Annotated in this window: 22 protein-coding genes; 8 read left to right on the forward strand and 14 right to left on the reverse strand. The window is 71.0% G+C overall.

Annotated elements, in window-relative coordinates; genetic code table 11:
- Nucleotides 1-13: 13 nt before the first annotated feature.
- The 6 genes from NQZ70_RS21870 to NQZ70_RS21895 form a co-directional block, all read right to left on the reverse strand.
- Nucleotides 14-667, reverse strand: a complete 654-nt coding sequence (locus NQZ70_RS21870; protein WP_129575932.1) for a hypothetical protein — start codon at nt 665-667, stop codon at nt 14-16.
- A 26-nt stretch (nt 668-693) separates the two neighbouring features.
- A complete protein-coding gene (locus NQZ70_RS21875) occupies nt 694-1,371 on the reverse strand; it encodes a hypothetical protein (RefSeq protein WP_165374094.1) in 678 nt (225 codons plus the stop codon).
- Nucleotides 1,372-1,437: 66 nt separating this feature from the next.
- Nucleotides 1,438-2,613 (reverse strand): endo-1,4-beta-xylanase, encoded by a 1,176-nt coding sequence (locus tag NQZ70_RS21880; protein WP_129575934.1) that lies wholly within the window; start codon nt 2,611-2,613, stop codon nt 1,438-1,440.
- Nucleotides 2,614-2,831: 218 nt separating this feature from the next.
- Nucleotides 2,832-3,098 (reverse strand): DUF6289 family protein, encoded by a 267-nt coding sequence (locus NQZ70_RS21885; protein WP_129575935.1) that lies wholly within the window; start codon nt 3,096-3,098, stop codon nt 2,832-2,834.
- A gap of 455 nt (nt 3,099-3,553) precedes the next feature.
- Nucleotides 3,554-5,479: an SIR2 family protein gene (locus NQZ70_RS21890; RefSeq protein WP_129575936.1), complete on the reverse strand. Its 1,926-nt coding sequence runs from the start codon at nt 5,477-5,479 to the stop codon at nt 3,554-3,556.
- Nucleotides 5,479-5,610, reverse strand: a complete 132-nt coding sequence (locus NQZ70_RS21895) for a hypothetical protein (protein WP_257792782.1) — start codon at nt 5,608-5,610, stop codon at nt 5,479-5,481. The genes NQZ70_RS21890 and NQZ70_RS21895 overlap by 1 nt, the downstream gene beginning before the upstream one ends.
- 114 nt (nt 5,611-5,724) lie before the next feature.
- Between NQZ70_RS21895 and NQZ70_RS21900 the strand changes: the two genes are divergently transcribed.
- The 5 genes from NQZ70_RS21900 (at nt 5,725) to NQZ70_RS21920 (ending at nt 14,361) form a co-directional block, all read left to right on the forward strand.
- Nucleotides 5,725-6,738 carry a DNA-formamidopyrimidine glycosylase family protein gene (locus NQZ70_RS21900; protein WP_237245505.1) on the forward strand — a complete coding sequence of 338 codons (1,014 nt, stop codon included), beginning with the start codon at nt 5,725-5,727 and terminating at the stop codon, nt 6,736-6,738.
- A gap of 92 nt (nt 6,739-6,830) precedes the next feature.
- Complete coding sequence (locus NQZ70_RS21905; RefSeq protein ID WP_129575937.1) at nt 6,831-7,586, forward strand: hypothetical protein; 756 nt, start codon at nt 6,831-6,833, stop codon at nt 7,584-7,586.
- Nucleotides 7,587-8,994: 1,408 nt separating this feature from the next.
- Nucleotides 8,995-9,432 carry a hypothetical protein gene (locus NQZ70_RS21910; RefSeq protein WP_129575938.1) on the forward strand — a complete coding sequence of 146 codons (438 nt, stop codon included), beginning with the start codon at nt 8,995-8,997 and terminating at the stop codon, nt 9,430-9,432.
- Nucleotides 9,429-11,600 (forward strand): ATPase domain-containing protein, encoded by a 2,172-nt coding sequence (locus tag NQZ70_RS21915; protein WP_129575939.1) that lies wholly within the window; start codon nt 9,429-9,431, stop codon nt 11,598-11,600. The genes NQZ70_RS21910 and NQZ70_RS21915 overlap by 4 nt, the downstream gene beginning before the upstream one ends.
- Before the next feature lie 10 nt (nt 11,601-11,610).
- Nucleotides 11,611-14,361: an ATP-binding protein gene (locus NQZ70_RS21920; protein ID WP_129575940.1), complete on the forward strand. Its 2,751-nt coding sequence runs from the start codon at nt 11,611-11,613 to the stop codon at nt 14,359-14,361.
- Nucleotides 14,362-14,381: 20 nt separating this feature from the next.
- On the opposite strand, the gene NQZ70_RS21925 is transcribed toward NQZ70_RS21920, so the two are convergent.
- The 5 genes from NQZ70_RS21925 to NQZ70_RS21945 form a co-directional block, all read right to left on the reverse strand.
- Nucleotides 14,382-15,515, reverse strand: coding sequence for an AI-2E family transporter (locus NQZ70_RS21925; RefSeq protein ID WP_237245506.1), 1,134 nt, complete (start codon nt 15,513-15,515; stop codon nt 14,382-14,384).
- Nucleotides 15,516-15,927: 412 nt separating this feature from the next.
- A complete protein-coding gene (locus NQZ70_RS21930; RefSeq protein ID WP_129575941.1) occupies nt 15,928-16,458 on the reverse strand; it encodes a pyridoxamine 5'-phosphate oxidase family protein in 531 nt (176 codons plus the stop codon).
- A 198-nt stretch (nt 16,459-16,656) separates the two neighbouring features.
- Nucleotides 16,657-17,661, reverse strand: coding sequence for a zinc ribbon domain-containing protein (locus NQZ70_RS21935; RefSeq protein ID WP_129575942.1), 1,005 nt, complete (start codon nt 17,659-17,661; stop codon nt 16,657-16,659).
- The gene (locus tag NQZ70_RS21940; protein ID WP_129575943.1) at nt 17,658-18,725 is read right to left on the reverse strand and encodes a hypothetical protein; all 1,068 of its coding nucleotides are present in this window, start codon (nt 18,723-18,725) and stop codon (nt 17,658-17,660) included. The genes NQZ70_RS21935 and NQZ70_RS21940 overlap by 4 nt, the downstream gene beginning before the upstream one ends.
- Before the next feature lie 40 nt (nt 18,726-18,765).
- Nucleotides 18,766-19,839, reverse strand: a complete 1,074-nt coding sequence (locus NQZ70_RS21945; RefSeq protein ID WP_237245507.1) for an alpha/beta fold hydrolase — start codon at nt 19,837-19,839, stop codon at nt 18,766-18,768.
- Between the two features lie 535 nt (nt 19,840-20,374).
- Here NQZ70_RS21945 and NQZ70_RS21950 point away from each other — a divergent pair.
- The 3 genes from NQZ70_RS21950 to NQZ70_RS21960 all read left to right on the forward strand — a co-directional run bounded on the left by NQZ70_RS21950 (nt 20,375) and on the right by NQZ70_RS21960 (nt 22,146).
- Nucleotides 20,375-20,806 (forward strand): hypothetical protein, encoded by a 432-nt coding sequence (locus NQZ70_RS21950; protein WP_129575944.1) that lies wholly within the window; start codon nt 20,375-20,377, stop codon nt 20,804-20,806.
- A gap of 32 nt (nt 20,807-20,838) precedes the next feature.
- Nucleotides 20,839-21,483 carry a hypothetical protein gene (locus NQZ70_RS21955; protein WP_207217914.1) on the forward strand — a complete coding sequence of 215 codons (645 nt, stop codon included), beginning with the start codon at nt 20,839-20,841 and terminating at the stop codon, nt 21,481-21,483.
- 219 nt (nt 21,484-21,702) lie between these two features.
- A complete protein-coding gene (locus tag NQZ70_RS21960; protein ID WP_129575946.1) occupies nt 21,703-22,146 on the forward strand; it encodes a hypothetical protein in 444 nt (147 codons plus the stop codon).
- A 74-nt stretch (nt 22,147-22,220) separates the two neighbouring features.
- Here the strand turns inward: NQZ70_RS21960 and NQZ70_RS21965 are convergent, their stop codons facing one another.
- The 3 genes from NQZ70_RS21965 to NQZ70_RS21975 all read right to left on the reverse strand — a co-directional run bounded on the left by NQZ70_RS21965 (nt 22,221) and on the right by NQZ70_RS21975 (nt 26,648).
- The gene (locus tag NQZ70_RS21965; RefSeq protein ID WP_129575947.1) at nt 22,221-23,762 is read right to left on the reverse strand and encodes a hypothetical protein; all 1,542 of its coding nucleotides are present in this window, start codon (nt 23,760-23,762) and stop codon (nt 22,221-22,223) included.
- Nucleotides 23,763-23,809: 47 nt separating this feature from the next.
- Nucleotides 23,810-25,420: a hypothetical protein gene (locus NQZ70_RS21970; protein WP_129575948.1), complete on the reverse strand. Its 1,611-nt coding sequence runs from the start codon at nt 25,418-25,420 to the stop codon at nt 23,810-23,812.
- A gap of 196 nt (nt 25,421-25,616) precedes the next feature.
- Nucleotides 25,617-26,648, reverse strand: a complete 1,032-nt coding sequence (locus NQZ70_RS21975) for an extensin family protein (protein ID WP_129575949.1) — start codon at nt 26,646-26,648, stop codon at nt 25,617-25,619.
- Between the last annotated feature and the right edge of the window lie 305 nt (nt 26,649-26,953).

Here is a 26,953-nt window from a genome sequence, read left to right on the forward strand (position 1 = left end):
CGAGGTGTGCCGCCTAGCGCGGCGGGGGCAGGGGCGGTGGCTCGGGTGCGCCCTTTTCATCCTGCGGCGCGGCCTCTTCCTCCGGCGCGGCCGCAGGCGCAGGCTGCGCCTCGCCCTCCGGCGTCGCCTCGGGAACAGGCGGCGCCGGCTCCGGCCCTGCCGGCGGCGGGAACACGAGATCGTCGCAGGTGGCGCCGAGGCTCCCGACCGCATCGTTGTAGTAGTTCATCGCGTCGAACGCGTGGCCGTGGGCGCTCTCCTTGGCCGGCCTCGAGAGCGCCCCGAACACCACCGCCGTCACCGCGACGATGGCCCCGGCGCCGAGGATCGTGGCCATGGCGGCCTGGTCCTTGTCGTGGAAATAGAGCCCCGCGAACCCGCCGAGGCTCCCCACCCCGAGCGCCACGCCGAGCGTCGAGAGGGTCGTGGCGGTGTGGCCGTTGCTCGACGCTGCGCGCGCGTGCTCGCGCGCCTCGGGGACGCAGCGGACGAAGTGCTCCAGGCCGTCGTAGTGGTAGCTCTCGGCCACCTTCCTGCCGCCGGCCCACAGCGTGAAGCCGTCGTCGTAGCGCGCCGTGAGCTCGCCGCGGGCGACGAGCCGCGGCGTGTACATCGTCTGGCCGCTGGCGCAGCCGAGGAGCGTGCAGGCGAGCGCGCACGCGGACACGGCGCGCGAAGGTCCCCTCGCTGGCCTCACCGGGCCTGCCCTCCCTGCACGCCGACCGCGCACGGCGACCCGGGCGTGCGCGCGGAATCGTTGTAGGCGTTCACGTGGTCGAGCGCGCGCGCCGTATCCTTCTCCCGCTCGGGGCGACCGACCGACAGCCCCACCGCGATCGGCGGCAGCGCGACGAGCGCGACGACCGCGAATGCCGCGAGGAGGGTGGACGCCGCCGCGCTGCCAGCGTCGCGACCGCCGCTGCCAGCGTTGCCCCCGGAGGCCGCGCCGCCGGACTTGGCGTTGCCGCCCGTGATGCCCTTCGAGGGGGAGGCGGCGTGCCGCACGACGTCCGGCTCGGCCCGGTGGAGGTGCGGAGGAGGCGGGGCCACGCCGCGCCGCTCGACGACGATCTGCGGGCCGAAGTAGACTGGCACCCAGAAAGCGCCGCTGACGCGCACGGGCGGGGCCTGCGCGGCATCGCGAGCCGGAGGCGGCGCTCCGACCGACCCCGGCTCTCCGGAGAGGCACTCCGGGATCGGCCCGCCGATCTCCATCGCGACCGCCCCATCGCGGTACACAGGGCGGGCGCGCCCGTCCGGCGGCGGCACGTAGTCGGGGATGTACGATCCGCATCCGGGCAGCGCGGCGAGCGCGAGGGCGCCCAGCGCTGCGCGTGCGGCGCACGACAAGGAAGGTCGACGGAGATTCACGGCGGTGTGCGCGATGGTATTCGCCGGGGGCCTCGTTGCCTAGCGCGCCCCGCGTCGCTTTCGTGATCACTCTCCGCGACCGAGGAAGTCCATCAACCACGCCATGGCCGGCCGCATGGTGCCGTCCGGGTGCAGGAGACCCGTGTTGTCCCGCCACGTGGAGCCGACGACGTAGCCCCAGAGGGTGATGCCTTTGACGGCGGGGTGGTTGTAGAACATCGTGAACTGCTCCTCCATCACCCGGCGCTGCTCCTCGTCGTCCGCGAGGCCGATGTCGTACTCGGTGATGTACACGGGCAGGCCCGTGGCGGCGAGCCCGTCGATGAGGCCCTCCACCGTGCTGGTGTCGAACTTGTACGCGTCGTGGGCCTCCGCGCCGAGGCCGTCGATCGGGGCGCCCGCGGCCAGCAGCGCCTTCACCATCTCGACGAAGCGGTCGTGCTCGGCCTTGTACTCGATGTTGTTGTAGTCGTTCAGGATCAGGGTCGCGCCCGGGCAGAATTCGCGCGCCCACTTGAACGAGTTGACGATCCAGTCATAGCCGCTCTCGCCGTCGCCCCCGATGGCGTTCTTGAAGGTAGGCGTGGTGTGGGGCGGCGGCTCGTTCACGACGATGATGTACTTCGTGTCGGGGTACCGCTCACAGAACGCCTGCATCCAGTCCCTGATGGCCTGCCGCTGCTCGTCGGCGGTGAGGCGCACGAGCCAGCTCGGCTGGGTGTTCCCCCACACGAAGGCGTGCTCCATGAAGGAGATGTTGTTGTCCTGCGCGTATTTGTAGATCGCGTCGAGCCTGCTCCAGTCTCGAACGCCGCGGGAAATCTCGACGCTGCTGAGCCTGCCCTCGACCTCGGGCGTAATCTGGTCCCAGTACCGGACGAAGTCGTCGCGCACGGCGCGATCCGTCGTGATGTTGCCGACGAACTTTCCGGCGCCCGCGCTGCTCGAACCGCCCGACCCGTGGCTTGAGCCGCCAGCCCCGGCGCCGCTCGTCCCAGCACCCCCGGAGCCGCCGTCGCCGGCGCCGCCCGTACCCGCGCCAGAGGCTCCCGCGCTGCCCGTGCCGCCGCCCGTCGCGCCGGCGCCGCCGCCGTGGCCACCCGCTCCGGTCGAGCCGCCCGCGCTCGACGAGCCGCCTGGGCCAGGGTCGCCCCTGTCGACCTTGCCAGAGCACCCAGGGAGGGCCGCGAGCCCGAGCGCGATCGCGCCGCACAGCCATCGAGAAGAACGGTTCTTGTTCATGCCAACCCCCCGCGAGCTGGATGATCGTCGATGGTGACTATTGAATCAAGAAAGCCGACGGTCAGCAGCGCGATCCGAGGGAGCACGCGCCCGGCGCCAGGCCTGCCGGGCAGAGCGGTCCCGGGAATTCCCGCTGCCCCCTGGATCGATCGCGATCCGTTCCGAGGAGCGATCCGTACGACGGCCCGCGAGAGCGGGCGAAACGTGACGCGCTCGCCTCACCGAGGAGGCGGGGTGCAGAGGAAACACCCGCCACACTCGTAATGCGGCGTCTTGGTGCCCCACGCGATCTGGTTGTTGCAGCAATCGCGGCCGTACTTGCCGACGACGGTCGTGTGGCTCTCGTCGCTGTAGTAGATGCAGTTCGCCCCGGGCGCCGCCTCGCTCGAGGGAGCCAGCAGGGCGGCGCCTCCCAGCATCGCCGCGCCTGCCGTCAGGGCAGCGAAGAAGAACCGCAAGCGGGTAGCAGGGCTGATCCGACGCATGGATAACTCCTTTTGCGATGGAGGCCTGTCCTGGCCTCCGGGTCGATGCGACATACCTTAGAACGAATGCCCGGCTCGGGCAAGCGCTCGGGCCGAGCGCTCGATACGGCTATCGACGAATGCATTCATGCATGGTGAGAGCGCCGCCGAGGGTGTCGGCGAGGGGTGAAGCAGCGCGCGAGCTTTGGCGCAACGGCGAACGTCGCGCGCTGCGCGCGGACGGTCGACTGTCGCTCCGAAAGAAAAGTCCGCAGGCACAGCAGTGTTTTCACCCTTCGTCTATCTGGCTCAGCCCGGTTGATATGGCGCGCTTCACGCCATAACACCCAAAATTACAATTCTTAACAACTCCCCTGAGAGACAGGCGGCGCAGCGCTCTTTCTCTCGTCTGTGCCCTCTCTGCCTCTGTGGTCCCCTCTCTCATGAAGCCAGAGACGAACCTCGGCAGCGCAGCGTCACCGCCGCGGAGAGAGGACGACGATCGACGTCGGCGCCACCAGCAGATCGTCCGCGCTCGACGGCTCCACCTTGCTCGGCCGCGGGAGGATCTCCGCGCTCCACCGCGAAAGGGGCAGCCCGCACAGGGCCTTGATGTCGCCCACGCGCGTCGGGCCCCGGGCGGTCACCGCGAAGATCTCCGAGCTGCCGCTCGCGTCCCGGATGTCGACCCAGATCTTCATCATGTCGGACGACAGCATCTGCGCGACCGGGACCTTGCCGGCGACCACAGGGAACCAGACCGCCGAGGAGAGCACGTGGAGCTCGACGAGCTCGATGCCCGTGCCCGGATGCTCGGCAAAGAACCTGCGGAAGCCGGCGAGCGTCTGGACGAACGGATGGAGCGGGTGCCACAGGCGGTGCTTCCCCGAGGCGATCGGGCCGATGTGCACATGGCGGAACCCCGCCGCGTCCGCCGCGCGCAAGGCCCCGCAGACCGCATCGGCGATGACGCCGAGATCCCGGCTGTCCTCGGGATCCTCGCCGCCCTGCACGCGCGGAACATCCGGGCTCCGGTCGCGGGCGGCGACGCCGAAGATGGGCGCGTCGCCGAACCGGTAAGCATACGACGGCGTCGCGTCCAGCGGGCGCCAGCGCTCGAGCGCCGCGTCCGCGACGAGCCCGGCGTCCCGCGCCTTTTCAAGGAAGCCGTTCACCTGGGTCCCCGGGATGGCGTGGTTGTCCGCGGGCGTCCGGCCGACGCTGACGAGCACGCACTCGCGGCCGTCCGCGGCGGGCACCGAGAGCGGCGCGTACCGGAGACGGACCTTCCTCGCCCCGCCGGAAGGGTGTTTCGCCCCGTCGGACAGGCTGAACCCCAGCTCGTCGGGCATCCACGCGACCGGCGGCCGCTCGGCGCCCGGCGGCGCGGGCGCCCTGCGCTCCCAGACGGCATCGGTCAGCCGGCCGATCAGCTCCGCCAGCTCGCCGTAGTGCCCGTAGAACACGGGGGCGATGCCCAGCCGCGTCTGCAGGAAGCGGACGTCGATCGCGCCCCGCCTGTCGCTGGAGAACAGCGCGAAGTGCGGGTGCGGCCCGGGCCCGTAGTGATGGGCGATCTCTCCGAAGAGGTTGATGAGGTAATCCTCGAGGATGCCGGAGCCGAGGAACAGCAGCGAGCGCCGGGAGAGGACCTCGGCGAACGCGCGCCGGAAGTGGGGCTGCGCGTTGACCGCGTGCTGGTACTGCTGATAGCCGGCGACCACCTGGCCCGCGAGCTCGGCGCGGCGCCGCTCGTCGAGGACCAGCTCCTCGACGAGCGCGTCGAGCCGCACGGCCTGCCCGCCGAGGAAGCCCTGCAGCGCCCAGAGGATGGGCCGCGTCGGCGACGCCAGGGAGCGGACGACCTTGTGGCAGTCCTCGACGCTGCGCCCGAGCACCTCGGGGACGTCGGTCTCGTCCCGCTTCGCTTCCCGCGAGGGCTTGCCCGTCCGGCTCACGCCGACCATCTCGCCGGTGCGCGACTGCCGCATCCGGCTCACGACGTAGAGATCGTCGTAGTTGGTGGTGAGCACGAGCGGCCACGTGCAGCGCGCGAGCGCCGCCGTCTGCGCCGGCACCTCGCACTCGCCCGCGGCCCTGCCGCCCTCGTTGAGGGCCCTCCGGTACGCCTCGGCGCGCGCCTCCACCTCCAGGGCGGCCAGCCCGAGCACCGCCTTGTCGGCGAGGCGGTAGAGCTCCGAGGTGTCCAGCCTGTCCGAGGGCCGGGCCCGCTGGAGGTGCTCGGGGACCTCGACCCCGGCCTCGCCGGCGAGCCGCACCAGCAGGTCCAGCCAGCTCGTGCAGGCGGGCCTGCTCATCCCCGAGCCGATGAACGGCGCCAGCGCGCCCCGCCGGTACGCGCTGGCGAGGTAGGGCAGGATGTCGTCGAACCCGAGCTCCATCACGTCCGCTCCGAGATCGCCTCCGTCCCGGCGATCTCCTCGACGGCGAGGGGGGTGGCGAGCCCGTCGATCGTGAGCGCTGCGCGGACGTTGGTCGCTGGCATGGAGAGCCCCGGAGAGGTTTCGGCCATGAGAGCCGAGGGCGCCACGATCTGCAAACGTCTCGAGCGCGGCGTGCGCGACGAGCTCGGCGCGTATCGCCGGCGCGCCGACATCGCGCGACGCGCCCGTGAGCAGGCGGACATGTGCCGGCGGAGCATCGGGCGCTCTTCGCGCTGGAGCCCCTTGCGATCCGGCCGGTCTGCACCCAGACCGTCCTGGAGCCGCTCATGCCCGAAGGCGACACGCTCTTCCGGATCGCCGCTGCCCTTGGCCCCGCGCTGGAGGGCGCGCGCGTCATCGCCCTGGAGCTGCCCCGGAGCGAGCGGCGGTGCGACGCGCTCGTCGGCCGGCGGATCGAGCGCGTCGAGGCGCGCGGCAAGAACCTCTTGATCTTCTTCGACGAGGGCACCGTGCTGCACACGCACCTTCGAATGAGCGGCGCGTGGCACATTTACCGCGAGGGCGAGCGCTGGAAGCGGTCCGAGGCGACGGCGACGGCGATCCTCGCGGTCCCGGGCTACGTCGCCGTCTGCTTCCGCGCGCCCATCGTACGCCTGCTCCGCGCGAGCGCCTTGCGCGGCGACCGGCTGCTCGGCGGGCTCGGCCCGGACCTGCTCGGCGACGGCTTCGACGCCGCGGAGGCGCTCCGCCGCCTGCGCGCGCTCGACGAGGTGCCGCTCGGGGTCGCGATCATGGATCAGCGCGTCGTCGCCGGCATCGGCAACGTCTACAAGAGCGAGCTCCTCTTCCGGAGGCGGCTCGATCCGTTCGCTCCGGTCCGAGCGTACTCGGACGAGGAGCTCTCCGCGATGCTCGACCTCGGCCGCCGTCTGCTGCAAGCCAACGTCGAGCCGCGGGATCCCTCCGGCGCGTACCGCGGTCCCACCGCGCACTACCTCCACACGCGCACGACGCGCGCGGGGTTCGACCGCGGCAGGCGGCCAGTCAGCGTTTACGGCCGCGAGGGGCGCGCCTGTTACGACTGCGGCGCCGCGGTCCAGATGCGCCGGCAGGGGACGATGATGCGGTCGACGTACTTCTGCCCCCGCTGCCAGCCGGGCCGCGCCGCGCCGGCGCCGGCCGAGACAGCGGCGCCGGCCGGGTCGCCGTCGGCCGAGACGGCGCTGCCGGACGGGTCCGAGCCGTCCGTGCCATGACCTTGGCCGCCTGCGGAGGGCGGCGAGGCGGCAAAAGCCGGAGAGCCGCGAGGCCGAGAACTTTCCGTCAACCGGATCGTACAATCGGCCTCATGCGCGTCGCCTGGTTCCTTCTCGTGCTCGTGCCTGCGTGCAGCCACCCCATCGACGAGGCCATCTCTCCGGACGCTGAGAGCGCGAAGAGCCCTCCATCCGGCAGTTCGCCTTCCTCTCCGGCCGCTGCGCCCTCGGCGGCGCCGCCAGCCGCCGCCGCCGAGGTCGACGCCCGCTTCACCCCGCTCATCGCCTCGGCCTTTCGCGACTACAAGGCCTGGGGCCGCGTCGACGACGAGCTCCGCTGGGCGCCTTGGCTCTGTCGCCTGCCGCTCCCCGGCCGTGCCCGCATGAGCGCCGCCGAGGACGGCGGTCACGCCCGCAAGCTCTACTCGACCTTCGCCAAGCACCGCGATCGCTATCCGCTGGTGCAGGGCGAAGCGCCCATGTCCCAGCCGGTCGGGCAGGCCCTCGTCAAGGAGAGCTACCACCCCGAGCTCGTCGACGAGAAGGAGGTTCCCGAGTTCCCGTCACATCAGCCGTCGGCACCGGATGGCGCTTCCGGCACGCCGGACCATTTCGATCCTTACGTGCGCGACGGCGATCGCGTCTACCGCGCGTCGCGCTTCGCCGGCGCCTACGTGATGCTCAAGGTCGCGCCGGAGACGCCCGGCACCGACGCCGGCTGGGTCTATGGCACGGTCACGCCCGAGGGCGAGGTGACCTCGGCCGGCCGCGTCGCGTCGTGCATGGGCTGCCATGAGAGCGCCCGTCACGAGCGCGTCTTCGGGATCGCGACAGCTCCGCAGCCCTGATGGCTCGCGGAGGGTCTCGTGGAGCGCTGGTGCTTCGACCGGCCCCTTGGACCGCCCAGGCGCACGGAGCCCTGACGCCCGTTGTCCAACGTCGCCGCGCACGACACCAGCCTCCGTGCGGATTTCCCCGACGCATGCTCCTCGGCCTGCAGGGCCCTCTCCGGCTCGATGACGGGATCCGTCAGCCTTTCGCTCTTTCACGCTTGAATTCTGGGCTCGCACGCGTGATAACGCGCGCTTGTGCACCCGTGCGCCGCATGCACGCCGGCTTTCCGTTCATGCAATACAGGAGCGCCTCGACGCCGGCGGCGCTCGCAGGATCCAGGATCTCGGAAACATAAGCACTGTGCCGGCGAATCGACGCGATGTAGAGATCGCTCGTCGCGGGAGCGCCCCTCCGCGCGGATGAGCGCGGAAAAGGGAGATCCATGCAGAGCGCGAACGCCTCCCGTGTCCGAGAATATCGGGACGATGGGCCCGCCGCGCGAGGCGATATAACGAGGGACGTGAGGCCGCCGCCGTGCTACCCTGAGTCCAGGGTTCTCGGACCGCGCAACGTCAAGCCGCGAGCGGGCGTGGGGAGCGCAATGGCGCGGTCCGCGACGCCTGCTCGCAGCGGCACCGCGATGGACCGCGCGGGCGATCTTGATCGCACGTTGCACGAGAACACCGAGATGCCAGACGTCGCGACGAATCCAGAGGATGCGCGAGCGATCCTCCGCGAGGCGGCCGACGCGGCGACCTCCGCGCGCCGCGCCGTCCGCCATGTCCTCGAGGCGCTCGAAGCCATCATCGCGCTCCGCGCCTCTGCCGGAAGAGCGCAGGACAGCGATCGCATGCGAGAGCTGGCCGACGATCTCCGCGCTGCACGGAGGGCGGCGAACATCTCCTTGCGTGCAGTGCAGCGCACCGCGGACGGCGCGCTCTACGTGCTCGGCGGGGAGTCGCCCCACGATCGTGCGCGGACTCGAGCCCGCGATCGCGCGGAGCAGATGGGCAAGGATGGCTCGAACCACCGGCCGATCGGGCGAGTGTCCCGGGCGCGAGCGCGGCGGCGGTCCAGACGGAAGCGCGAGCGTCACGGCGACGTTGCCCGCGCGGGACGACCTGATCGAGGGCGCGATGCGGCGCCAGCGTGACGGGGAGCGTGGCGGCCGCCCGCGCACGGCGGCCCGGCGGTGGACGCCGCCGCGTACGGACGCCCGCGCGCGGAGCTCCCGAGTGGAGCCCGGCGCTCATCCAGGGCGGGGAGCCTTCCACGAACGCCCCGGGCGAGACGGCGACGTCGGCCATCACCGCGAGGCGCGCCGATGATTCGACGCGTCGCTCTCCGACGCCCAGCGATCGTGGCAAGGGCGTAACGCTCATGCGTGATGCGAACGCTCACAGCGCCTGCGTGGACGCCTGGATGGATCGGGTGGCTCAGGGCTTGCCGCCCGACCGCTTCGCCCATCTCTTCGAACGAGCGTTCAGCGCCCTGTGGCGGCGCGCCCACGTCACCCTTGGAGAGGTCACGCTCGGCGCCATCGTGGATCGCGTGCTCTATTACGCCTCCGAGCGTTACCCGGTCCTCTCGTCGCTCGAGGTGAATTCGGCTGGGCTCTATTGCGTGGAGCTCCAGGTGCTCGCCGGGGGCCTGCCTCGCGATGAGCTCGCGGAGGGGCTCCGGTTCATCCTGGTGGAGTTCCTCACGGTCCTCGGAAACCTGACGGCGGAGATCCTCACACCGGCGCTCCACGCGGAGCTCTCCAAGGTCGCGCAGGAGGAGGCGGGCGGGGTCGAGAGAGGGTCGGAGAGCGCGCCCGGGATCTCCGAGGGCGAGGACGGCGAGGAAGCGGAGTCATGACGAAGAAGACGGCCATCGCGCGCATCGAGACGGGGGTGCGAAACCTGGATGTGCTGTTCCAGGGTGGGCTGCCAAAGGGCTCGATCGTCGTCATCGCCGGAGCGCCAGGCGCGGGCAAGACGATCCTCACCCAGCAGATCTGCTTCCACAACGCCTCGGCCAAGACCCGGGTCCTCTACTTCAACACGCTCTCGGAGCCGACGGCGAAGACGCTGCGCTACCTGAATCAGTTCGACTTCTTCGACGCCAGGAAGATCGACGGGGGAATCCAGTTCGTGGATCTCGGCGCCATCCTCCGGACGAAGGGCCTCGAGGGCGCCTTCAAGCTCATCATGGAGCACATCAAGAAGGTCAAGCCCGCCCTGGTCGTCATCGACAGCTTCAAGGTCTTCGACGACCTCGCCAAGTCGAAGGAAGAGCTCCGGAAGTTCGGCTACGAGCTCGCGATCAGCCTCATGGCGTGGGAGACCACCACCTTATTCCTCGGGGAGTTCGGGCAGGGCGACATCGAGACCAACCCCCTGTTCTCGATCATCGACGGGCTGGTCATGATCGGCCAGCGCCAGGAGGCCGGCGAGCAGCGGCGCTTCATCCAGATCGTCAAGATGCGCGGCACCGATCACAGCCGCGAGGAGCACTCGTTCGCCATCACGCGGGCCGGCATCGACGTGTTCGCGCCCCGCGTCACCCTCCACCGGGCGGTCATCGAGGGCGAGGAGCCGCGCCTCAGGACCGGCATCTCGAGGCTCGACGACCTCCTCGGAGACGGGATCCCGCGGGGCGCCAGCCTCCTCGTCGCCGGCGTGGCGGGGACCGGCAAGACGGTGCTCTCGCTCGAGTTCATCTACCGGGGCGCGAAGGCCGGCGAGAAGGGGATCTTCTTCTCCTTCGAGGAGACCGAGCCGCGGTTGCGCGCCACCGCCCGTGGCCTCGGCTGGGACCTCGACGCCGAGATCGAGCGCGGGATGGTCGAGATCGTCTTCATCCCGCAGCCCAACATCCTGGTGGAGGCGCACCTGCTCATGATGAGCGAGCGGATCCTCGGCATGAAGGCGCGGCGCGTGGTCGTCGATTCGGTCTCGGTCTTTCTGCACAAGGTCAAGGACCCTCAGGTGGACCGAGAGAAGATCTTCCAGCTCGCCAGCGTCATCCACAACGCGCAGGCGGTCGGCTTCCTCGCCACCGACATCCCCTACGGCACCCACCAGATCAGCCGCTTCGGCGTCGAGGAGACCATGGTCGACGGGGTCATCCTCCTCTCCTCGACGGAGGAAGGGCTCGAGCGCCAGCGCTACATCGAGATCTACAAGCTCAGGAACACCGCCCACCTCAGGGGCCGGCACAGCATCGTCATCGGCCCGGGCGGGGTGATGGTCTATCCCCGTTACAACGCGGAGGCGGCGTTCGCCGAGCCGCCGCCTCCCTTGGAGACGGCGCGGCGCCTGCCCTCCGGGGTGCCCGGGCTCGACGAGCTGCTCGGCGGAGGGCTGCTCGAGCGCAGCGTCACCCTCCTCTCCGGGAGCGCGGGCATCGGGAAGAGCACCCTGTCGATGCAGTTCCTCCTCGAAGGCTGCCGCCGCGGAGAGCCGGGGCTCTACGTCGCGCTCGAGGAGGGGCCCGCGCAGATCATCAGGGCCGCGGAGGCCCTGGGGCTGCCGCTCCCCGAGGCGATCCAGGAAGGGCGCGCCGAGGTCATCTATATCTCGCGGGAGCGCATCCGCCCGAGTCAGCTCCTCTCGCTCTTGACCGACAAGATCCGCACGCAAAAGACGCGTCGCGTCGTCCTCGACAGCGTGAGCCACCTCGCGGACGAGGGCATCGGGGAGGACGAGCTGCGGCAGCTCCTCTACGCGCTGATCGTGCGGTTCAAGGCGCTCGGCGTGACCAGCCTGCTCACGCTCGAATCGAGCGTGATGTACTCCAGTGAGACCGTCACCGACCGCCATTTCTCTCCGGTGGCCGACAACCTCGTCGTGCTCCGGTACACGCCCCTGCCAGGAGAGATCAGGCCAACCCTCCTGGTCGTGAAGACGCGCGGCAGCGAGCACGATTTTGGTGCCTACTACTTCACCATCGGGAAGGGCGGCGCCCGGATCGGGCAGCGCGCTGGCGAGGGTGCCCCCCTGGCGACGGAGAACCTCGCGGGCCGGAGGCGAACGAAGAGATAGGGGGGTGGGGATGAGCGCTGGTCACCGGACGAAGGAGACACCGGGAGCACCGCAGGAGGAGTCGAGGCGCAACGGCGCGCACGGGGAGCAGGCGCCTGCGCTGCGCGACGGCGAGGGTCAGGTCGCCGGAGGTCTCGAGCGCGCGTACCCTGGCGTCCAGTATCTCTACGAGATCAGCAAGCAGCTCACGCGCTTCGAGGGCGCCGAGCGGACCGTCCCGTCGGTCCTCGCGACCCTCGCGCGGGCGCTCCCCCTCCGCACCGCGCTCGTCCTCCTGGAGGTCCAGGGCCGCCCCGGGGTGAAGACCCTCGTCTGGGCCGCCGAAGGCGTCGGCGCCGATCGGCTCCAGGCAGCGACGTCCCATGCCACGACCTCGTACGCTTATCTCACCGGATCGGGGGCCGCACGGGACGTCGAGAGGCACGGCGCGCCGGCCGCGCCGAGCGCGCCTTCCGGACAGCCTGCCAGGGCCCCTCGGGCCGAGGCGGAGGAGCGCGGGAGCTTCCTCATCCTCCCCCTCGTCGTCGAGCGCCGGCCGATCTTCGGCGCTCTCCAGATCGAGGGCGCCGCCCCTCTGGAGGAGCCGGACCTCGTGTTCATGAACGCGGTGGCCAACCAGCTCGCGGTCGCGCTCGATCGCCAGGTGGTCATCGACGCCAAGCAGGCGGCCGCGGAGGCGGCGCAAGAAGCGGCCCAGCGAAGGCAGGTCGAATCCGACGAGCAGCGGGCCCTCGCCGAGGCGCTGCGGCAGCGCTACGAGGCGCTGGTGGACAACCTCGCTCGAGCGTTCGTGTGGGAGGCCGACGCGCGTACATTCCAGGTCCTCTATGTGAGCGCGCGGGCCGAGGAGCTCCTCGGCTATCCGCGCGCGCGGTGGCTCGCGGAGCCCGACTTTTGGAGCCGCTGCGCCACCCCGGACGGTCGCGGCGCGCTCGAGCAGACGTTTCGAAGGACGCTGGCCCTCGAGGGGGACCAGCGCTGCGACCATCGCTGTCGAACGGCGGACGGCCGCGTGCTCTGGCTCCACACCGGCGTGCACCTGGTGAAGGACGGCGCCGGCGCGTCCCGGTTTCAAGGCGTCTCGATGGACGTCACCCCCGCGAAGGAGGCGGAGGCGAAGGTCCGTGAGCAGCTGGAGTTCACGCGCGCGGTGACCAGCAGCATCGGCGAGGGCGTGCTCGCGATCGATCGCGAAGGGCGGATCACCTTCTTCAACCCCGCCGCCGAGCGCTTGCTCGGCTGGACCCCCGAGGAGGTCGTGGGGCGGCCCGTCCAGCAGGTTGTCCGGATTCAACGCCCGGATGGGACGTTCATACCCGACGAAGAGCACCCCGCGCTGCGGGCGATCCGCACGGGCGAGCCGGTCCGGAGCGACGAGGACGCGTTTTCATGCCGGGACCGAGCGGCCTTCCACGTCAGCTGCACGTTCGCTCCCCTGAAGCGAGGAGGGCAGGTCTCGGGGGCGGTGCTCGTCTTCCGGGATATCATGGAGGTGAAACGCGCCGAGCAGGTGCAGCGAATGTTCGCGGAGGTCAGCGCGGTCCTCGCCTCCTCGCTCGACTACGCACAGACGATCGCCGCGGTGGCGCGGCTGTCGCTGCACGCCCTCGCCGACCTCTACTTCGTCGACCTGGTCGATGAGAACGGCCGAGTCGAGCGCCTCGAGCCGACTTCCGCGGATCCCGTGAAGCCATGGCTGACGGAGCGCATGGGGGATTACACCCCAAGGCCGGGCTGGGAGACCCCGCAGGCGAGGGTGCTGCGGACCGGCGCGCCGCTCCTCATCCCTGAGATCTCCGAGCCGGCCGTGGAGGCCACCGCCCACGACCCGAGCCATCGAGGATCCCTCCGCGCGAGAGGCTCGGGCGCGGTGATGGTGGTGCCGCTCATGGCTCGCGGGCGGATCCTCGGCGCGCTCACGTTCGTGGCGGCGGAGTCGAGCCGCCGCTACTCCGCTGCCGATCTGGCAGTGGCCGAGGAGGTGGCGCACCGGGCCGCCATGGCCGTGGAGAATGCGCGCCTGTACCGGCAGGCGCAGCACGGCATTCGCACGCGGGACGATTTCCTCGCCATCGTCTCTCACGACCTCAGGAACCCGTTGAGCTCCATCTTGACGGCCGCGGCTCTCCTCATGAAGACATTGCCGACCAGCGCGCAGGGAGCGCAAGATCGGAAGAGGGCCGAGATCATTCTCCTCGCTGCGCAGCGGATGCTCCGGCTCATCGGCGATCTGCTCGACGTCGCCGCCATCGAGGCCGGTCGGCTATCGATGGAGAAGCGGAGGCACGCGGCGGGCGCGCTCGTCCGCGACGCGATCGAGATGGAGCAGGCGCTGGCGACGCAGAAGCACCTGGTGCTAAAGAGCGAGGTTTGCGGCGGGGGCGGCTTCGAGGTGCTCTGTGATCGCGAGAGGGTCCTCCAGGTCTTCGCGAACCTGATCGGCAACGCCATCAAGTTCACGGGGGAGGGCGGGGTCATCACCGTCCGAGCGGAGCCGCGCGGCGAGGAGGCCCTCTTCGCCGTGGCGGACACAGGGGCGGGGATCCGCCCCGACGAGCTCCCTCACATCTTCAATCGTTTCTGGCAGGTGGCGGAGACCGCGCGGCTGGGGACCGGGCTGGGGCTCACCATCGCGAAGGGCTTCGTGGAGGCCCTCGGCGGGAGGATCTGGGCGGAGAGTCAGCACGGCGCTGGCGCCACGTTCTTCTTCACGCTCCCCCTCGTCCAGCCGGAGGGAGCCGCTGCCGGAGGGGGCCGCTAGACGAACGTCGTCCCGCGGCGCTACACGGATCTCCGCGCCCCCGCGACGCTCGGCCGCAGCAGCGAGCTCGGCGCCTCCTCCCGCAGCGAGCCCGACGTGTCCTCGCTGGCCGGAGCCGCCTCGGGCTCCTCGGGCGCCGGCTCCATGACGCGCGCGATCCACGAGAGCCCCTCCACGTTCTCCAGCGTGATCTTCGCCACCATCATGATCGGCACCGACAGCAGCGCCCCCGACGGCCCCCAGAGCCAGCCCCAGAAGAGCATCCCGAGGAGGACCGCGAGCGGGGACAACCCCAGCGTCCGCCCGAGGACCCGCGGCTCCAGGACGTTCCCCACCAGCAGGTTGATGAGCAGGTACCCGATCGCCACGACCGCCGCGGTCCCGGGCCCCTGGCTCGCCAGCGCGGCGAGCACGGCCGGGATCGTCGCCACCGCCGCGCCGATGTTCGGGATGAAGTGCAGGACGAACAGGCTCGACGCCAGGAGGAGCGCCAGATCCACGTCCAAGAGGACCAGCATCACGTAGGCGAGCACGGCGACGAGCAGGCTCGTCAGCGTCTTCACGAGCAGGTACTTCTTCACCTCGCGCACGATGCGGTCGACGTGCTCGAGCCCGCGGCCGGGGTCCGCGATGACCGCCCGGAGCTTCGCGCCGGCGCCCGCGAACTCGCAGAGCGCGAAGAAGACCACGAGGAGCACCATGCCCAGGTTCGACGCCGCGCTGGCGACCGTCACCGCGGCCCCGCCGAGCAGCGGCACCAGGGACGCCGTGTGCAGCGTCTTCGACAGGAACTCCGGGTTCACCGGCAGCCCGCGCTCCGTGAGCGTCGCGGCGATCGCCACGGTGATCTCGGAGGCGCGCGCCAGGTAGGCCGGCACCTTCTCCTCCAGCTCCACCCCGGCGATGGTGACCACCGCCCCCACGAAGGCCAGGATCGCGAGGTCGACCACGAGCGCGGCCAGCGCCCCGACGGCCGGGGGGAGCCCCCGCCGCGTCACCCAGCTCGCGATCGGCGAGGAGATGGCCGCGAGCGCGATCCCGAACAGCACCGGTACGAGGAACGGCTCGGCGTAGCGCAACCCCACGATGACAACGACCGCCGCCGCCGCGACCATGATCATCTGAGCTCGACGAGATATCGTGAAGATCCCCATGCCTGACCTCGTTGCTGCCGGGATCCCGCGTCACGTCCATCCCAGAAAGTGATCACGGGGTTAATTCCAAGAAAAGCAAGGAATGCGCCACGCTCCGTCCCGCTGGTTCTCCGGCGCGCGGGCGCGCGCGGGATCGTCGCGTCCGCTGGATTCGCGAGCTCGCCGCGCGCGGCGCGGCGTTCGTTTCTCGCGCGGGATCGTGGAGGTGGGGCCAGCCTGCACGCGGCGGAGCGATCCGCCACGCGCGCCGATTCGATGCTGGGGGAGGGGAACAGGCTCAGGAGCGCCGCAAAGGGCAGGGCAGTGGGGCGCGATGTCGCATGCGGCGCCGCGCCACGTCGGCCGCATCGGCGCGTCGTAGCGCTGCGCCAGAGCGAGCCGGCGCAGCGCTCCGCGCCCCGGTGGAGATCGCTTACCGCGCGGCCACCCGGCCGTCGCTCGTCGGCCCGCCGTTCAGCGGCACCGCGGCGTGCTGGCTGGCGTCGGTCTTCGGGGTCGTCCCGGTGACGTAGGCCTTGACCGCCTCGACCAGGAATCTGAGCCCGGCCGCGCCCTGGTTGTCCCAGTACTCGCCCTCGCGCGGGGTCACGTGGATGAGCGCGAGGTGGGGGTCGTCCTTGCCCTTCGGGAAGTAGACCTTGGCCTCTTCCGACCACAGCTCCTCGATCTTCGCCCGGCTCCTCACGATCGACGCGCGACCCGAGAGCGACAGGAAGCGGCGCTCCTCCTGGAGCGTCACGTTCACCTCCGGATTCGACTCGATCTCGTCGATCTTGCCCGAGTCGATGCTCGTCATGAACCAGATGTCCCCGGTGCCGTCGTCGACCTTCATCAGCGCCATCGGACGCGCCCGCAGCGCACCGTGGCTGGCCTGCGTGACGAGCATGGCATTCCGGAACTTCTTGAGGATCTCCAGCAGCTTCTCGCGTGATCCAGTTTCCATGGTGTCCTCCGTTGAGTCCCGCCGGTGGTTGCGAGATCTGGACCATGGCCGGCTCGCACGCGAGATCGCGCGATGAGCGGCCCTGTTGTGCCGCACTCAGCGTGCGCTAGAGGCATTCCGCCACAGCCTTCGGCGGCCCTCGCGAGCGCGCCTCCGCCCTGCGCAGCGCAAGGAGGGCTGTCGCGCGGCGCTGGCGAGCTACCCAGCGCGGGTGAGCGCGAGCGCCGCGACGACGATCACGATCAGCGCGAGCGCGCCGACGACCACGAGCGCCACCTTGCCCCACGCGATCGGCGCCGTGCCCGTGACGCGGCTCGCGTCCTGGCCGTGCACGACGGCGCGGTAGCTGCGCCCCTTGTAGCGATAGGCGAGCACGTACGAGGGCAGCGCCACCCGGCGCGTCTCGAGCGCGCGCAGGAGCACCGCCACGTGCACGTTCCGGAAGGTGGACCCGGGGATCACGCCCTGCTGCAGCGCCTCCTTCGCGGCCGCGGCGATCCGCTCGCTGACAATCTTCCGCGCCGCCGAGCGCTGGGCGTCGAACTGCTCCAGCACCGCGTCCTCGGGGCCGAGCTGCTGCTGGGCCCGCTGCGCGACCGGCACCGCGTGGTCGAGCCGGAAGTGCGGCGCGAGCTCCCGGGCCTCGTCGAGCGAGAGCCCGCGCGACGCGGACACGAGCAGGCTGCGGAACGGCAGCTGCGTCTGTCCGGCGTGCGGGGCCCAGGCGCTCCGCCGGGCGCCCGCGTTCGAGTCCGCCGTCCAGCTCACCACCGCGTCCGCGTTGACGAGCCAGCCCGCCCACCAGATCGGGCGCAGCCCCTCCACGGTCGCCGCCTGCGACAGGTCCGACGGCCGGAAGAAGCCGAGCGTCGACATCCACCGCCGCAGCGCCTGGTCGGCCTGCGCGGGAGGCACCCCGAACGGGAGCAGCCAGTCGGCCTGATCGACCGGATCGACCGGCTGCTCCAGCCGCGTGACCGCGCCGCAGAAGCGGCACTTCGGCGCCTGCGCCTCGGCCGAGTACGCCACCGCGGCGCCGCACTCGGTGCACCGCAGCACCTGCAGCGGCGGCGGGGCCGGGCCGCGGTCCTGCGGCGCGGCGAGGCCGCAGACGGCGCAGCGCAGGTCGCCCGGCTCCAGCGGGCCCTGGCAGCGCGCGCAGCACCGCGCGGCGGCCGGCGAGACGCCCACGCTCATGCTCATCGCGCCCCTCCGGTCGGGGTGGGCCTGCTGCCACCGGGACGGGCGCGCTCGGCCGGCGCAGGCGCGGCGGCGGGGGCCGGAGGCCGCGCGACGCCGCGCCGCTCGGTCGGGTCGCGGTCGCGGTCGCGGGCCGCGGCCAGGACGAACGGCGCCGCGAGGAGCAGGATCGCGAGCAGCACGGCGAGGGCGATCTTCACCCAGGAGAGGGGCGCCTTGCCGTGGATGGCGCCGGTCTGGCCGTTGATGAGGACCCGGAAGGGCGGCTCGCGCGGGTCGTGCCGGATCGCGAGCACCCAGAGGGGCACATAGATGAGCTCGAGCGTCTCCTGGTCGAGGCGCGTCTCGTGGGTGAGGCCGTGGTGGCTGTCCCCGGGCATGAAGCCCGGCAGGTCGCGGCCGACCTTCTCGAGCGCCTCCCGCCGCGCGAGGGCGTAGCACTCCGCCTGCGTCATGGTCGGCTCCTCGGCGACCCAGCCGCTCAGCACCGCGGGCGTGTAGCGCCGCATCGTGCGGAGGTCGAACGGCTCGATCGCCTCGAGCTCGGCGTTCTGGACGCCGCGGGACGCCACGACGAGCACATCCATGACGTAGGTGGCGTGCTGGCCTTCGAGGTGCCGGTGCTCGGTCCTGGTGACGACGCGCGTGCGGGTGACGGTGTTCCCCTTGTCGTCGGTCGTCGTGTACGTCTCGGTCTCCTGGTAGTTCTCGCCGATCTGCGCCGCGTAGCGCGTCTGCGCCATCGCCGAGTACAGGTAAGCGGGCGTGTACACGCCGCGGATCGCGTCGATCGTGCCCTTCTTGACGCTCGACTGCACGAAGAGGCTCCGCTTCCCGAGCCACGCCGTGACGGCGCCCTGCGCGCTCTCCCTGGCCATGGAGAACCCGAGCACGAAGTGCGGCGACGGCCGGTCGTTCGAGGGCGGCCGCTCCACCACCGACGGCGACGCGCAGAAGGGGCACACCGCGGTCCGCTGGTCCGCTTCGACGCGCAGCGAGGCGCCGCAGGTCTCACATTCGAGTTGCACCGGCGCCCGAGAGAACCGCACCGGGGGGCTGGGCGTCAACAGGGAAGGGGCGGCGCGGCGCCGGCAGGGCCGCGCGCCGTCAGCAGGGGACGGGCGGCGGCCGGCTCCCGAGGTCGGCGGGAGATACGGAGTTGCCGGCGTCCTGCTGCGGTGCTTGCCGGAGCAGCGGTGAAAGCGAGCGCATCGCCCATTGCCGGACCGGGGCGTCCGCCCACCGCTGCGGCCGCGGGCCGACCTGCGCCGCGACCGCCGCGGCGGCAGCGCGGGGCGCGCGCGCCCCGGCGCGCAGGCGCGGCGCAGGCCGAGGCTCGTCGAGGAAGCGCAGGAGATCGGGGGCGAGATCGGCCACCGCTTCCCGGTGCGGGTAGTGCCCCGCCTTGGCGAAGCGGCGCACCGCCACCCCCTCGAGGTAGCGGTCGATGTCCGACGCGTGGCGCACCGGGATCACGGGATCGCGCTCGCCCCAGTAGACGGCGACGGGCGGTATCTCCGGGATCCGGTGCGCGATGTCCATGAGGTGCTCGCGCTGGCCGCGCAGATCGATCGCGTGGCGGAGCGTGCGCGACAGCGCGCGGGCCGTGCCGGGCCGCGCGTTCACGCGGGCGAGGTGCCGGCGCTCTTCCGCGTTGAAGTTGCCGCCGAGCACCAGCATCCCCGCGTGGGTGCCGACGCCCATGAGCACCGGCGCGGCGAGCTCCAGCAGCCCGGTCACCGCGGCGAAGCGCAGCGGCAGCGCGACCTCGCTCCCGATGCCGCCCGCGGCGACCAGCCCGAGGCGGTGCACGCGCCCCGGCCGCTCGATCGCCACGCACATCGAAACGCTGCCGCCGAACGAGTGCCCGATCAGATCGAAATCGCTGAGCCCGAGGGCGCGGATCCATTCCGCGACCACGCCCGCGTACCAGGCGACCGTGTAGGGAGCGTCCGGGCGGGCCGAGTGTCCGTGGCCGGGCAGGTCGAGCGCGACGACCCGGCGCCCGCCGGCCGCGAGCGCGGGCGCGAGCCGGTTCCAGGTCCTACAGCTATCGGACAGGCCGTGCACCAGGACCACGGTGCGCGTGTGCTTGCCGTCATTTCCAGGAGGGCTCCACTCTTCCCAGTGGACCTCGCCTGCTGAAAAGCTGCGAACATGGCTGCGACACCGGATCGACATGTTCTCCATCAAGAATTCGCACGAAGCGCCGCGTCTGTCCAGATTGTATGCCGGTCCTCTGCTTCGTCGCGGGCGGCCGCGGGCTCCCGCGAAGACGGCTTCGCATTCGGTGTGGGTTGTGCAGCCCCGGCGTACGTCATCCTGGGACGTCGACCGGACCGCTTGCGGCGCAGGAGCTGGCCGGAGCTTGTGACCGAGCGCCTCCCGAAGGTCCTTTCGTGCCCGAGCACCCGGCATGCCCCTGCCGCCGTCGGCCGCCTTGTCGCCTTGCCATCCTGCCTCGGTGATGCGACCGATGCCGTGGCCGGCCCCCCCCAATGGCGCACTGACAGGATTGGTACCCCTGGTTACCCGTTGACGCCGTGCTCGACTGAGAAGAGTCTCGCGGCATCGGGGAGGACATACGGCGGCGGGGTCGTGCTGTTGCAAGAGCAAATGTTTTCTTCCACGCGCCCGGCGGGGGGGGCAAGTGTTGCGGCTCGTCAGCGAACCTACGGTGAGGGGCGGGCGTGAGCTTAATCCAAAGGAGATTCACATGAAACGGTTCGTTTCGCATAATCCTTGGCGTATCATGCTGATGTTTGCCCTTTGTTCGATTGGAGCAAAGTCGCCCAAATGCACTCCTTCCGGCTCGCAACCCAGTCAGGACGCGCAGCTCAACCAAGACTCGGTCAAGCCATTCTGCTATACGGACCCGCCGGCCAAGTGCGTCGCATTTTGCATCGCGGTGGATCAGATCGCATTCACGCCCATGTGCGAGGGCCCCGATGCCGACGAGCTGACGATCCTGTTCATGGAAGAGGCAATAAATGGCGCAGAGGATTTAGAGGCCCAGGGGATACAGGTGTGCCCTGCACCAGATTCGAAGCACTGGGTGACTCCATGTGACGTTGGCATCATCCCCCAGGAGTGGCCGAATCAGGATCATGCGGTTTGCCAGCCTGCGCCCCCAGGTTGCGCATATTAGCGAGAGGCGCGATGACAATTCGTAGCTGCCTTGTGTTCGCACTTATCGCCGGTATCGCTGGCGCCTTCATTGGACGCGCCGCTCCTCGCGACGCACCAAGCATACAAGCGGTTCCGAGCGCATCGTCCCCGCATTTGACTGTGGCGCCTGCCGGCCGTGGCTGCAAAGAGGAACGGGCCGACCTCGCCTCGACCAAGGCGCAACTGGATATCTGCATAACTCTTCGCATGCTGGTTCCCGAGGCCGATCCGTCTAGCGCTACCAAGGCGTATGAACCCGATCTTGCGGAACCCGAGCCCCTCGACCGGCGCGCGCCAAGCGTCGAAGAGATCCGGCGAAATCGCAAGCTTTTGGATAGCTATTCGGAGGCCGTGATCGTCCAGCACTACGATGGAACAACCGGTGTCTATAAACCTAACGAATGGCCGATTGACGGCGACGGATACATTGTTGCGCGAAAGTTGCCCAGCGGACGGCTCGGATGGTATGCTGGGCCAGATGCCGGACCACGCACGGATCCCGACGCATTCCGCCCCTGGGACCCTCCGGTCGATACGCTGCCCGCCTGGAAGCGTGAGCCAGATGGGACGATCACAATCAACGGAAAGCCTGCCAGTCATGGCGTACAGTTCATGTTCGGTGGAAAGATCGAACGACCGTCGAAGCCGCAGCGGTGAGAATGCGTCATGACAATATCTCGCGTCTTTGGGCTCGTAATCATTGCCGGAGCTGGCATCATTGGCGTCTTCATCGGACGCGCCGTACCACGCGACGTGCCAGGCGTCGCAGCGGATGCTAGCGCGTTACCCACGTTTCCGGGCACGACGCCTGCCGACGACGAGTGCGACGCCGAACGAAGCGCCCTTGCCTCCATGAGAGCACAACTAGATGCCTGCATGGCCATTGATACGATGGATCCAAAGACCGCGCCGTCCGGCGTTCCCGAGAAGCCCGAGCCCGATCTTCCGCCTTCCATCGTCGAAGAGACCATCGCCGGAGAGATCAGGAGCCATCACGATCGTTTGGACGCCCTATCCGAGGCTGTGATCGTTCAAGAGGCGGATGGAACGATCGGCATCTATGAACCCGACGATTGGTCGAATGATGGTGACGGACTCATCATCGGACGAAAGCTCGCCAACGGAGAGATCGGATGGTATGCCGGGCCAGATGCCGGACCACGCTCCGACCCTGCCGCATTCCGGCCAACCAAATCCACAATCGTCCTTGCGCCCAACTTTGTGCGCGAGGCAGACGGGACGATTAGAGTACGTCGAAGTGCTCCAGCTTGGATGAAGCGCAGACTCGGCGAAAGGGTTGATGAGTCGGCGAATCCGTAGCTCATCGAGCTCGGTGCAGATCCTCTCTTCGGTCGCGATGAGCCTCCGGCCGCGTGCGGTCGTGGCCTGGCTGCCTACTCCGGGAAGCGCAGCGTCTCCACGACGACGCCATCCTCTCCCGTGGTCATGGTGCCGTCGTGGCTCCAGCTGGTGCCGCCCCTGCCCGGCGGGCCGAGCTCGTACGTGACCCCCTCCAGCGTGAGCTGGTCCTCGTCGAGGTAGGCGATCCCGATCACGTCGCCGCCGCGCCCGGGGCCGCCGTAGCCGCCGTCGCCGCCGTAGCCGCCGCGGCCACCGCTGCACGCCCGCGCGCCGTCGTAGCCGTCGCCGCCGTACGCGCCTCGTCCGGGTTTGCCGCCTTGCTGGGGCGGCCCTCCGTCGCCTCCCTTCCCACCGGCGGGCGCCTTGATGACGCTGTCCCGGACCGTCACCCTGGCGTGCAGCGCGACGATGCCGATCGACGGCCGACCGTTCTCGCCGCCTCGACCACCTCGGCCGCCGCAGCCGCCAGCGCCTCCAGAGCCGCCGCCGGCTCCTCCCTTGTCCGCCGCCGTGCACACGGCGAGCCCGCCGCGCCGACCGCCGCCTCCGCCTCCGCCCTGGCCCGGCGTGCCCCTGCCGCCGTCAATCCCCTTGTCGCCCTCCCATCCCGTCTCGGTAAGGCGCCCGATGCCCTGGCCGGCCGCCCCCATCGTTCCCGGAGACCCGGAGAGCCCGGACCGGCCGTTCTCGCAAGCGCTGTCCTGGCGCTCCGCGTCGCCGCCGAGGCCTGAGGTCGGGTCGGCCGCCGGCACGGGTTCACCGGTGTCCCCGTCCTCGGCCCCCGCGGGCAGCCCATCACCGCCTTTGCCGCCGGTGCTCGACGTTCCGTCCTCACACGGGTTCATCACCGCCGCGCCCCCGGGGATCGTGGCGGCGGAGCACGCGTCCGCACCGAGCAGGCCATCGGGGCCGGCCGCTGCTCGGCTCGGCCACGCCTCCCCGTCGTGGCCCGCAGTGCCGTAGTAGAGCGTCCTGATCTCGCTGCGGACGATCTCCACCTCGGTGTTGGACTGAACGAGCACCCCGATGGGGGCGCCGCTCAGGACCCACACGCGATCGAGCGTCGAGACCCCGTCCGCGGCCCCCGTGTCACCGGGGCGTGCCGGCTCGACGATCACCGCGATCCGCGAATCCACCTCGGAATTGATGCGGCCGCTGTCGTCGCTGCTCCGGCGCCTCCATTCGAGGAAGTCGAAGCCGCCATGGATGTCCACGCCGGAAGGAAGCCTGATCGCCCCCACGAAGGTATCGGTGGTCACGAACACGCGACCGCGCCCGGTGCGAGCGAGCTCGATTCCCCGCTGGATCGAGCGAACCGGCCGGTCCTTCGTGCCGGGGTTCGCGTCGTTGCCGCCGAGGATTTCGCTGTTGACGAACACCCCGCAGCCATCGATGGCGCGATCCGCGGCGAGTTCCTCGAGGCACGCCGACTCCGGGACGGCCTCGCCCGGACAGAAGGACCGAGCGTCGCACGGCGGTGCGCCGCCCGGCTCGTTCGCCTCCGGCGGGTTCCCGCAACCGGCCATCGCGAGCGGTAGGACGACGAACGGAAGGAACACGGACTTCGCGCGCATGGGCATGCCTCACCGGAAGCGTCCCCTGGGACGCACGCTCTCCAAGGCTAACGGGGCAGCTCGTTCGGCCCGCTGAACGCCTGGGTCTGCGCCGAAGGACCCGAACCGCCTTTGCCAGCCACATCGTTCGCGCCGGCGTTCCCCGCGAGACCGCCTTCGCCAGCCGCTCCGACCGTGATCAGGGCGCCGGGCCGGAGGGCCAGGTTGGGGGCCACGTAGGCGATGCCGATGGACGGGCCGCCGAGCCCGCCGCCGGCGTCGCCCCCGCGGCCGCCGTTGCCGCCGTAGCCGCCATGGCAGGCGTTCCACATCCCGGTTACAAAGCCCCTGCCACCGTACCCGCCCTGGTTGCCGAAGCCGCCCGGTTGGCCCGTTCCGCCGGTCCCCCCGTTCCCGCCGCGGCCCGTGAGCACCTCGGTGGCCTCGACCGTGAGCTCCGTGCCCTCCAGCGCCACGATGCCGATGCTCGCGCCGCCGTAGCCGCCGCCCTTGCCGCCCAGGCCACCGCAGCCGCCGCCGCCCCCCGAGCCGCCGGCCGCCCCGGTCTGAGGTCGGGAGGCCGGGCACACGGGGAGACTCACGCCGTCGCGCGACTTGCTTCCGCCCCCGCCGCCCCCGGCCTGGCCGATGCCGCCCCGCTCCCCGTCGTCACCGCGGACACCGATCCACCCGTCGGCGGTGAGGTAGCCAATGCCGGCCGCGCCGCCGGCGCGGCCACGGTCCGCGCCGGGCGCGCCATCGTTCCCGTCGCTGCACGCCGTGCTGCCGGCGCCGGCTCCTCCGAGGCCCTTGCCCTCGGGGTTCGGTGCGGGTTCGGGCTGTCCCGAAGCGCCGTCGCCGCCCCGCTCGATCCCGCCGTCGCCCCCGTACCCGCCCGTCGACTCGATGCCCTCGCCGCACGCGGTCACGACCGGGAGCGCGCCCGTTGCGGCGTCCGCCGTGCAGGCGTCCGCGCCGTTGTTCCCCAGCGGCCCGCCCTGTGCGCGGACGCTCGGCGCGTCCTCGCCGGGCTCCCCGTCCTTGCCGTTGCCCGCGACGACCACGCTCGACACCAGCCTCGCCTTGCCGCCGTAGCTCAGGATCACCGCGATCGACGACTTGCCGTCGATCGCCGATCCCTCCGCCGCCACGGCGCGCACGCCGGAGATCGTCGACGTCGCGTCCTCCCCCTGGAGGACGCGCAGCGGGACCCCTGCGGGCGGTGCGATGGTCGTCCGCTGATCGGGCCCGCCGGGCGACCAGTCGCCGCCGTCGCAGAGACGGCCGCCCCAGAGGTCGACGCCCGAGGGCAGCGTGATCGCCTCCTCGAACGCCCCGCCGCAAGCGTACACGCGCCGGGTCGGCGACGCGCCGCCGCCTCGCCCGCTCGCGGCCAGCCCGACCGCGCGCTGTAGCGTCTTCACCGGCGCGTCCTTCGTGCCGGGGTTGTCGTCGTCGCCGTGCTCGCTGCTGACGAACACCCCGCATTCGTCGAGCGCCGGCGCCGTCCAGGGCTCTCCCTCGCACGGTCCGGGCGGCGGCTCCGGATCGGGGGCGCACACGAACACCTCCCAGCAGGCATCGGAGTACGTGCACGCGGTCGACGTGCTCGCGCTCCACGCGCACAGCGCGAACGCCACCACGGACGCTCCTCCGGTGGTTGTCCCCTGGCCGCTCATTCCGCGTGCACGGTAGTTGCGCCAGCCGCACGGCGTCAACCAGCAAGAACCGCAACAACAAGGAGCATTTGTCCGTGGAAAGCATCTCTCGACAACGCAATGCGGCCCGCTGGTCAGCGGCATGCGCGGGCCCTTTGCTTTCAGCGGGCGCTCGATGTGTCCAGCGCGCGGAGCGACACCGCGCCGTGACGCGCGCTCACTCCAGCAGAAAGTAGCGCGCATCTCGCTTGATATCGAAATGGAAGTGGTCTGCGTGCGCCTCGTTCGCGTTGGGCGTGAGCACCACGTTGAACAGCCCGCTCGTGTGGACGGCGCAGATGATCTCCCGAAGCTCGAGGGCGTGGGGGCTCGGCTCTTTCGGCTCCGACCCGGGGCCGCATGGCGGCGCGCCGATGGCGCCGTGCCAGTCGGTCTTCACGTCGAGCCGCGCGCCGTCGGACTTCACGAAGGCGGCCACGTCGATGGCGAGCCCGAGGGCGTGCTGACTGGGGCGCCCGGGCGCCGCCGCCGGCTTCTTCGCGGCGCGGTCGCCCGGCTTCGCCGCCTTGCCGGCGGCCTTCGGGGTCTTCTTGCCTGCCGGCGGCTTCGCGGGCGCCTTCTGCGCCTTCTTCGGCTTCGGCGCGGCCGCGCCCGCTGGAGCGGGCCGGTGCATGCTGAAGTGCACCACCTCGGCGATCCCGCGCGCCGCGAGGAAGGCGGCGAGATCGTCGAGCGCGAGGACCAGCCGGCAATCCGCGATGTCGAAGGGAGAGATCGACCGGGATTTCGCCACGCCGTCGCCGCGGAACGCGACCCCGTGCAGCGGGCCGGTGAGCCGGACCGGCCGGTCGACCAGCGGGGCGCCGCGCGCCGCCACGGCGTGCGGGATCCGGCGGCGCTTCATCTCCCGGTCGCAGGCGTCGCTCGGGAGCCCGCCGTACGTGGCCGCGCGCGACGCCTCGGACCACACGGGCTTCTCGAACGGCGCGACGCCCGCGTCCGCGCCGCCGTCCGGGAGGCCGCCCGCGCCGTCCGCAGGCGCGCCGGCGTCGCCGCCCAGAGGGCCGTCCCCGCCATCCGCGAGCGCCGTTGATGCGGCGAGGGGCCCGGGCGCCGCCGCTGCCGGGGCATCGACCCGCTCCTCCGAAGCGCGGCGGAGCGAGGCGATGCCGAGCGGCGTGAGGAGCGCCGCACCGCCGATCAGGGCCGCGCCGAGGGACAGCGCACGGCGGGAAGGGAGCGCGCTCATCTCTGGCGGAGCTTAGGAGAAACCAGGCAGCCTGGCAGCCTTCGTGGCACCGGACACGGTCCGGGGGAGGCTCCCCGCAGCCCTCGCAGCACCGGACACGGTCCGAGGAAGGCTGCCGGCAGCCTTCGTGGCACCGGACACGGTCCGAGGAAGGCTGCCGGCAGCCTTCGTGGCACCGGACACGGTCCGGGGGAGGCTCCCCGCAGCCTTCGTGGCACCGGACACGGTCAGGGGGGAGGCTCCCCGCAGCCTTCGTGGCACCGGACACGGTCAGGGGGGAGGCTCCCCGCAGCCTTCGTGGCACC

The sequence above is a fragment of the Sorangium sp. So ce836 genome (assembly GCF_028553905.1).
GTDB lineage: Bacteria > Myxococcota_A > Polyangia > Polyangiales > Polyangiaceae > Sorangium > Sorangium cellulosum_D.

Excerpts from the sequence above, each read along its gene's own strand:
- NQZ70_RS21915 (WP_129575939.1), top strand. The coding sequence starts at position 9,429 with ATGACGAAGAAGACGGCCATCGCGCGCATCGAGACGGGGGTGCGAAAC.
- NQZ70_RS21890 (WP_129575936.1), bottom strand. The coding sequence starts at position 5,479 with ATGGAGCTCGGGTTCGACGACATCCTGCCCTACCTCGCCAGCGCGTAC.
- NQZ70_RS21965 (WP_129575947.1), bottom strand. The coding sequence starts at position 23,762 with ATGCGCGCGAAGTCCGTGTTCCTTCCGTTCGTCGTCCTACCGCTCGCG.
- NQZ70_RS21975 (WP_129575949.1), bottom strand. The coding sequence starts at position 26,648 with ATGAGCGCGCTCCCTTCCCGCCGTGCGCTGTCCCTCGGCGCGGCCCTG.
- NQZ70_RS21920 (WP_129575940.1), top strand. The coding sequence starts at position 11,611 with ATGAGCGCTGGTCACCGGACGAAGGAGACACCGGGAGCACCGCAGGAG.
- NQZ70_RS21930 (WP_129575941.1), bottom strand. The coding sequence starts at position 16,458 with ATGGAAACTGGATCACGCGAGAAGCTGCTGGAGATCCTCAAGAAGTTC.
- NQZ70_RS21950 (WP_129575944.1), top strand. The coding sequence starts at position 20,375 with ATGAAACGGTTCGTTTCGCATAATCCTTGGCGTATCATGCTGATGTTT.
- NQZ70_RS21880 (WP_129575934.1), bottom strand. The coding sequence starts at position 2,613 with ATGAACAAGAACCGTTCTTCTCGATGGCTGTGCGGCGCGATCGCGCTC.
- NQZ70_RS21925 (WP_237245506.1), bottom strand. The coding sequence starts at position 15,515 with ATGGGGATCTTCACGATATCTCGTCGAGCTCAGATGATCATGGTCGCG.
- NQZ70_RS21905 (WP_129575937.1), top strand. The coding sequence starts at position 6,831 with ATGCGCGTCGCCTGGTTCCTTCTCGTGCTCGTGCCTGCGTGCAGCCAC.
- NQZ70_RS21960 (WP_129575946.1), top strand. The coding sequence starts at position 21,703 with ATGGCCATTGATACGATGGATCCAAAGACCGCGCCGTCCGGCGTTCCC.
- NQZ70_RS21910 (WP_129575938.1), top strand. The coding sequence starts at position 8,995 with ATGGATCGGGTGGCTCAGGGCTTGCCGCCCGACCGCTTCGCCCATCTC.
- NQZ70_RS21945 (WP_237245507.1), bottom strand. The coding sequence starts at position 19,839 with ATGTCGATCCGGTGTCGCAGCCATGTTCGCAGCTTTTCAGCAGGCGAG.
- NQZ70_RS21895 (WP_257792782.1), bottom strand. The coding sequence starts at position 5,610 with ATGGCCGAAACCTCTCCGGGGCTCTCCATGCCAGCGACCAACGTCCGC.
- NQZ70_RS21885 (WP_129575935.1), bottom strand. The coding sequence starts at position 3,098 with ATGCGTCGGATCAGCCCTGCTACCCGCTTGCGGTTCTTCTTCGCTGCC.
- NQZ70_RS21935 (WP_129575942.1), bottom strand. The coding sequence starts at position 17,661 with ATGAGCATGAGCGTGGGCGTCTCGCCGGCCGCCGCGCGGTGCTGCGCG.
- NQZ70_RS21970 (WP_129575948.1), bottom strand. The coding sequence starts at position 25,420 with ATGAGCGGCCAGGGGACAACCACCGGAGGAGCGTCCGTGGTGGCGTTC.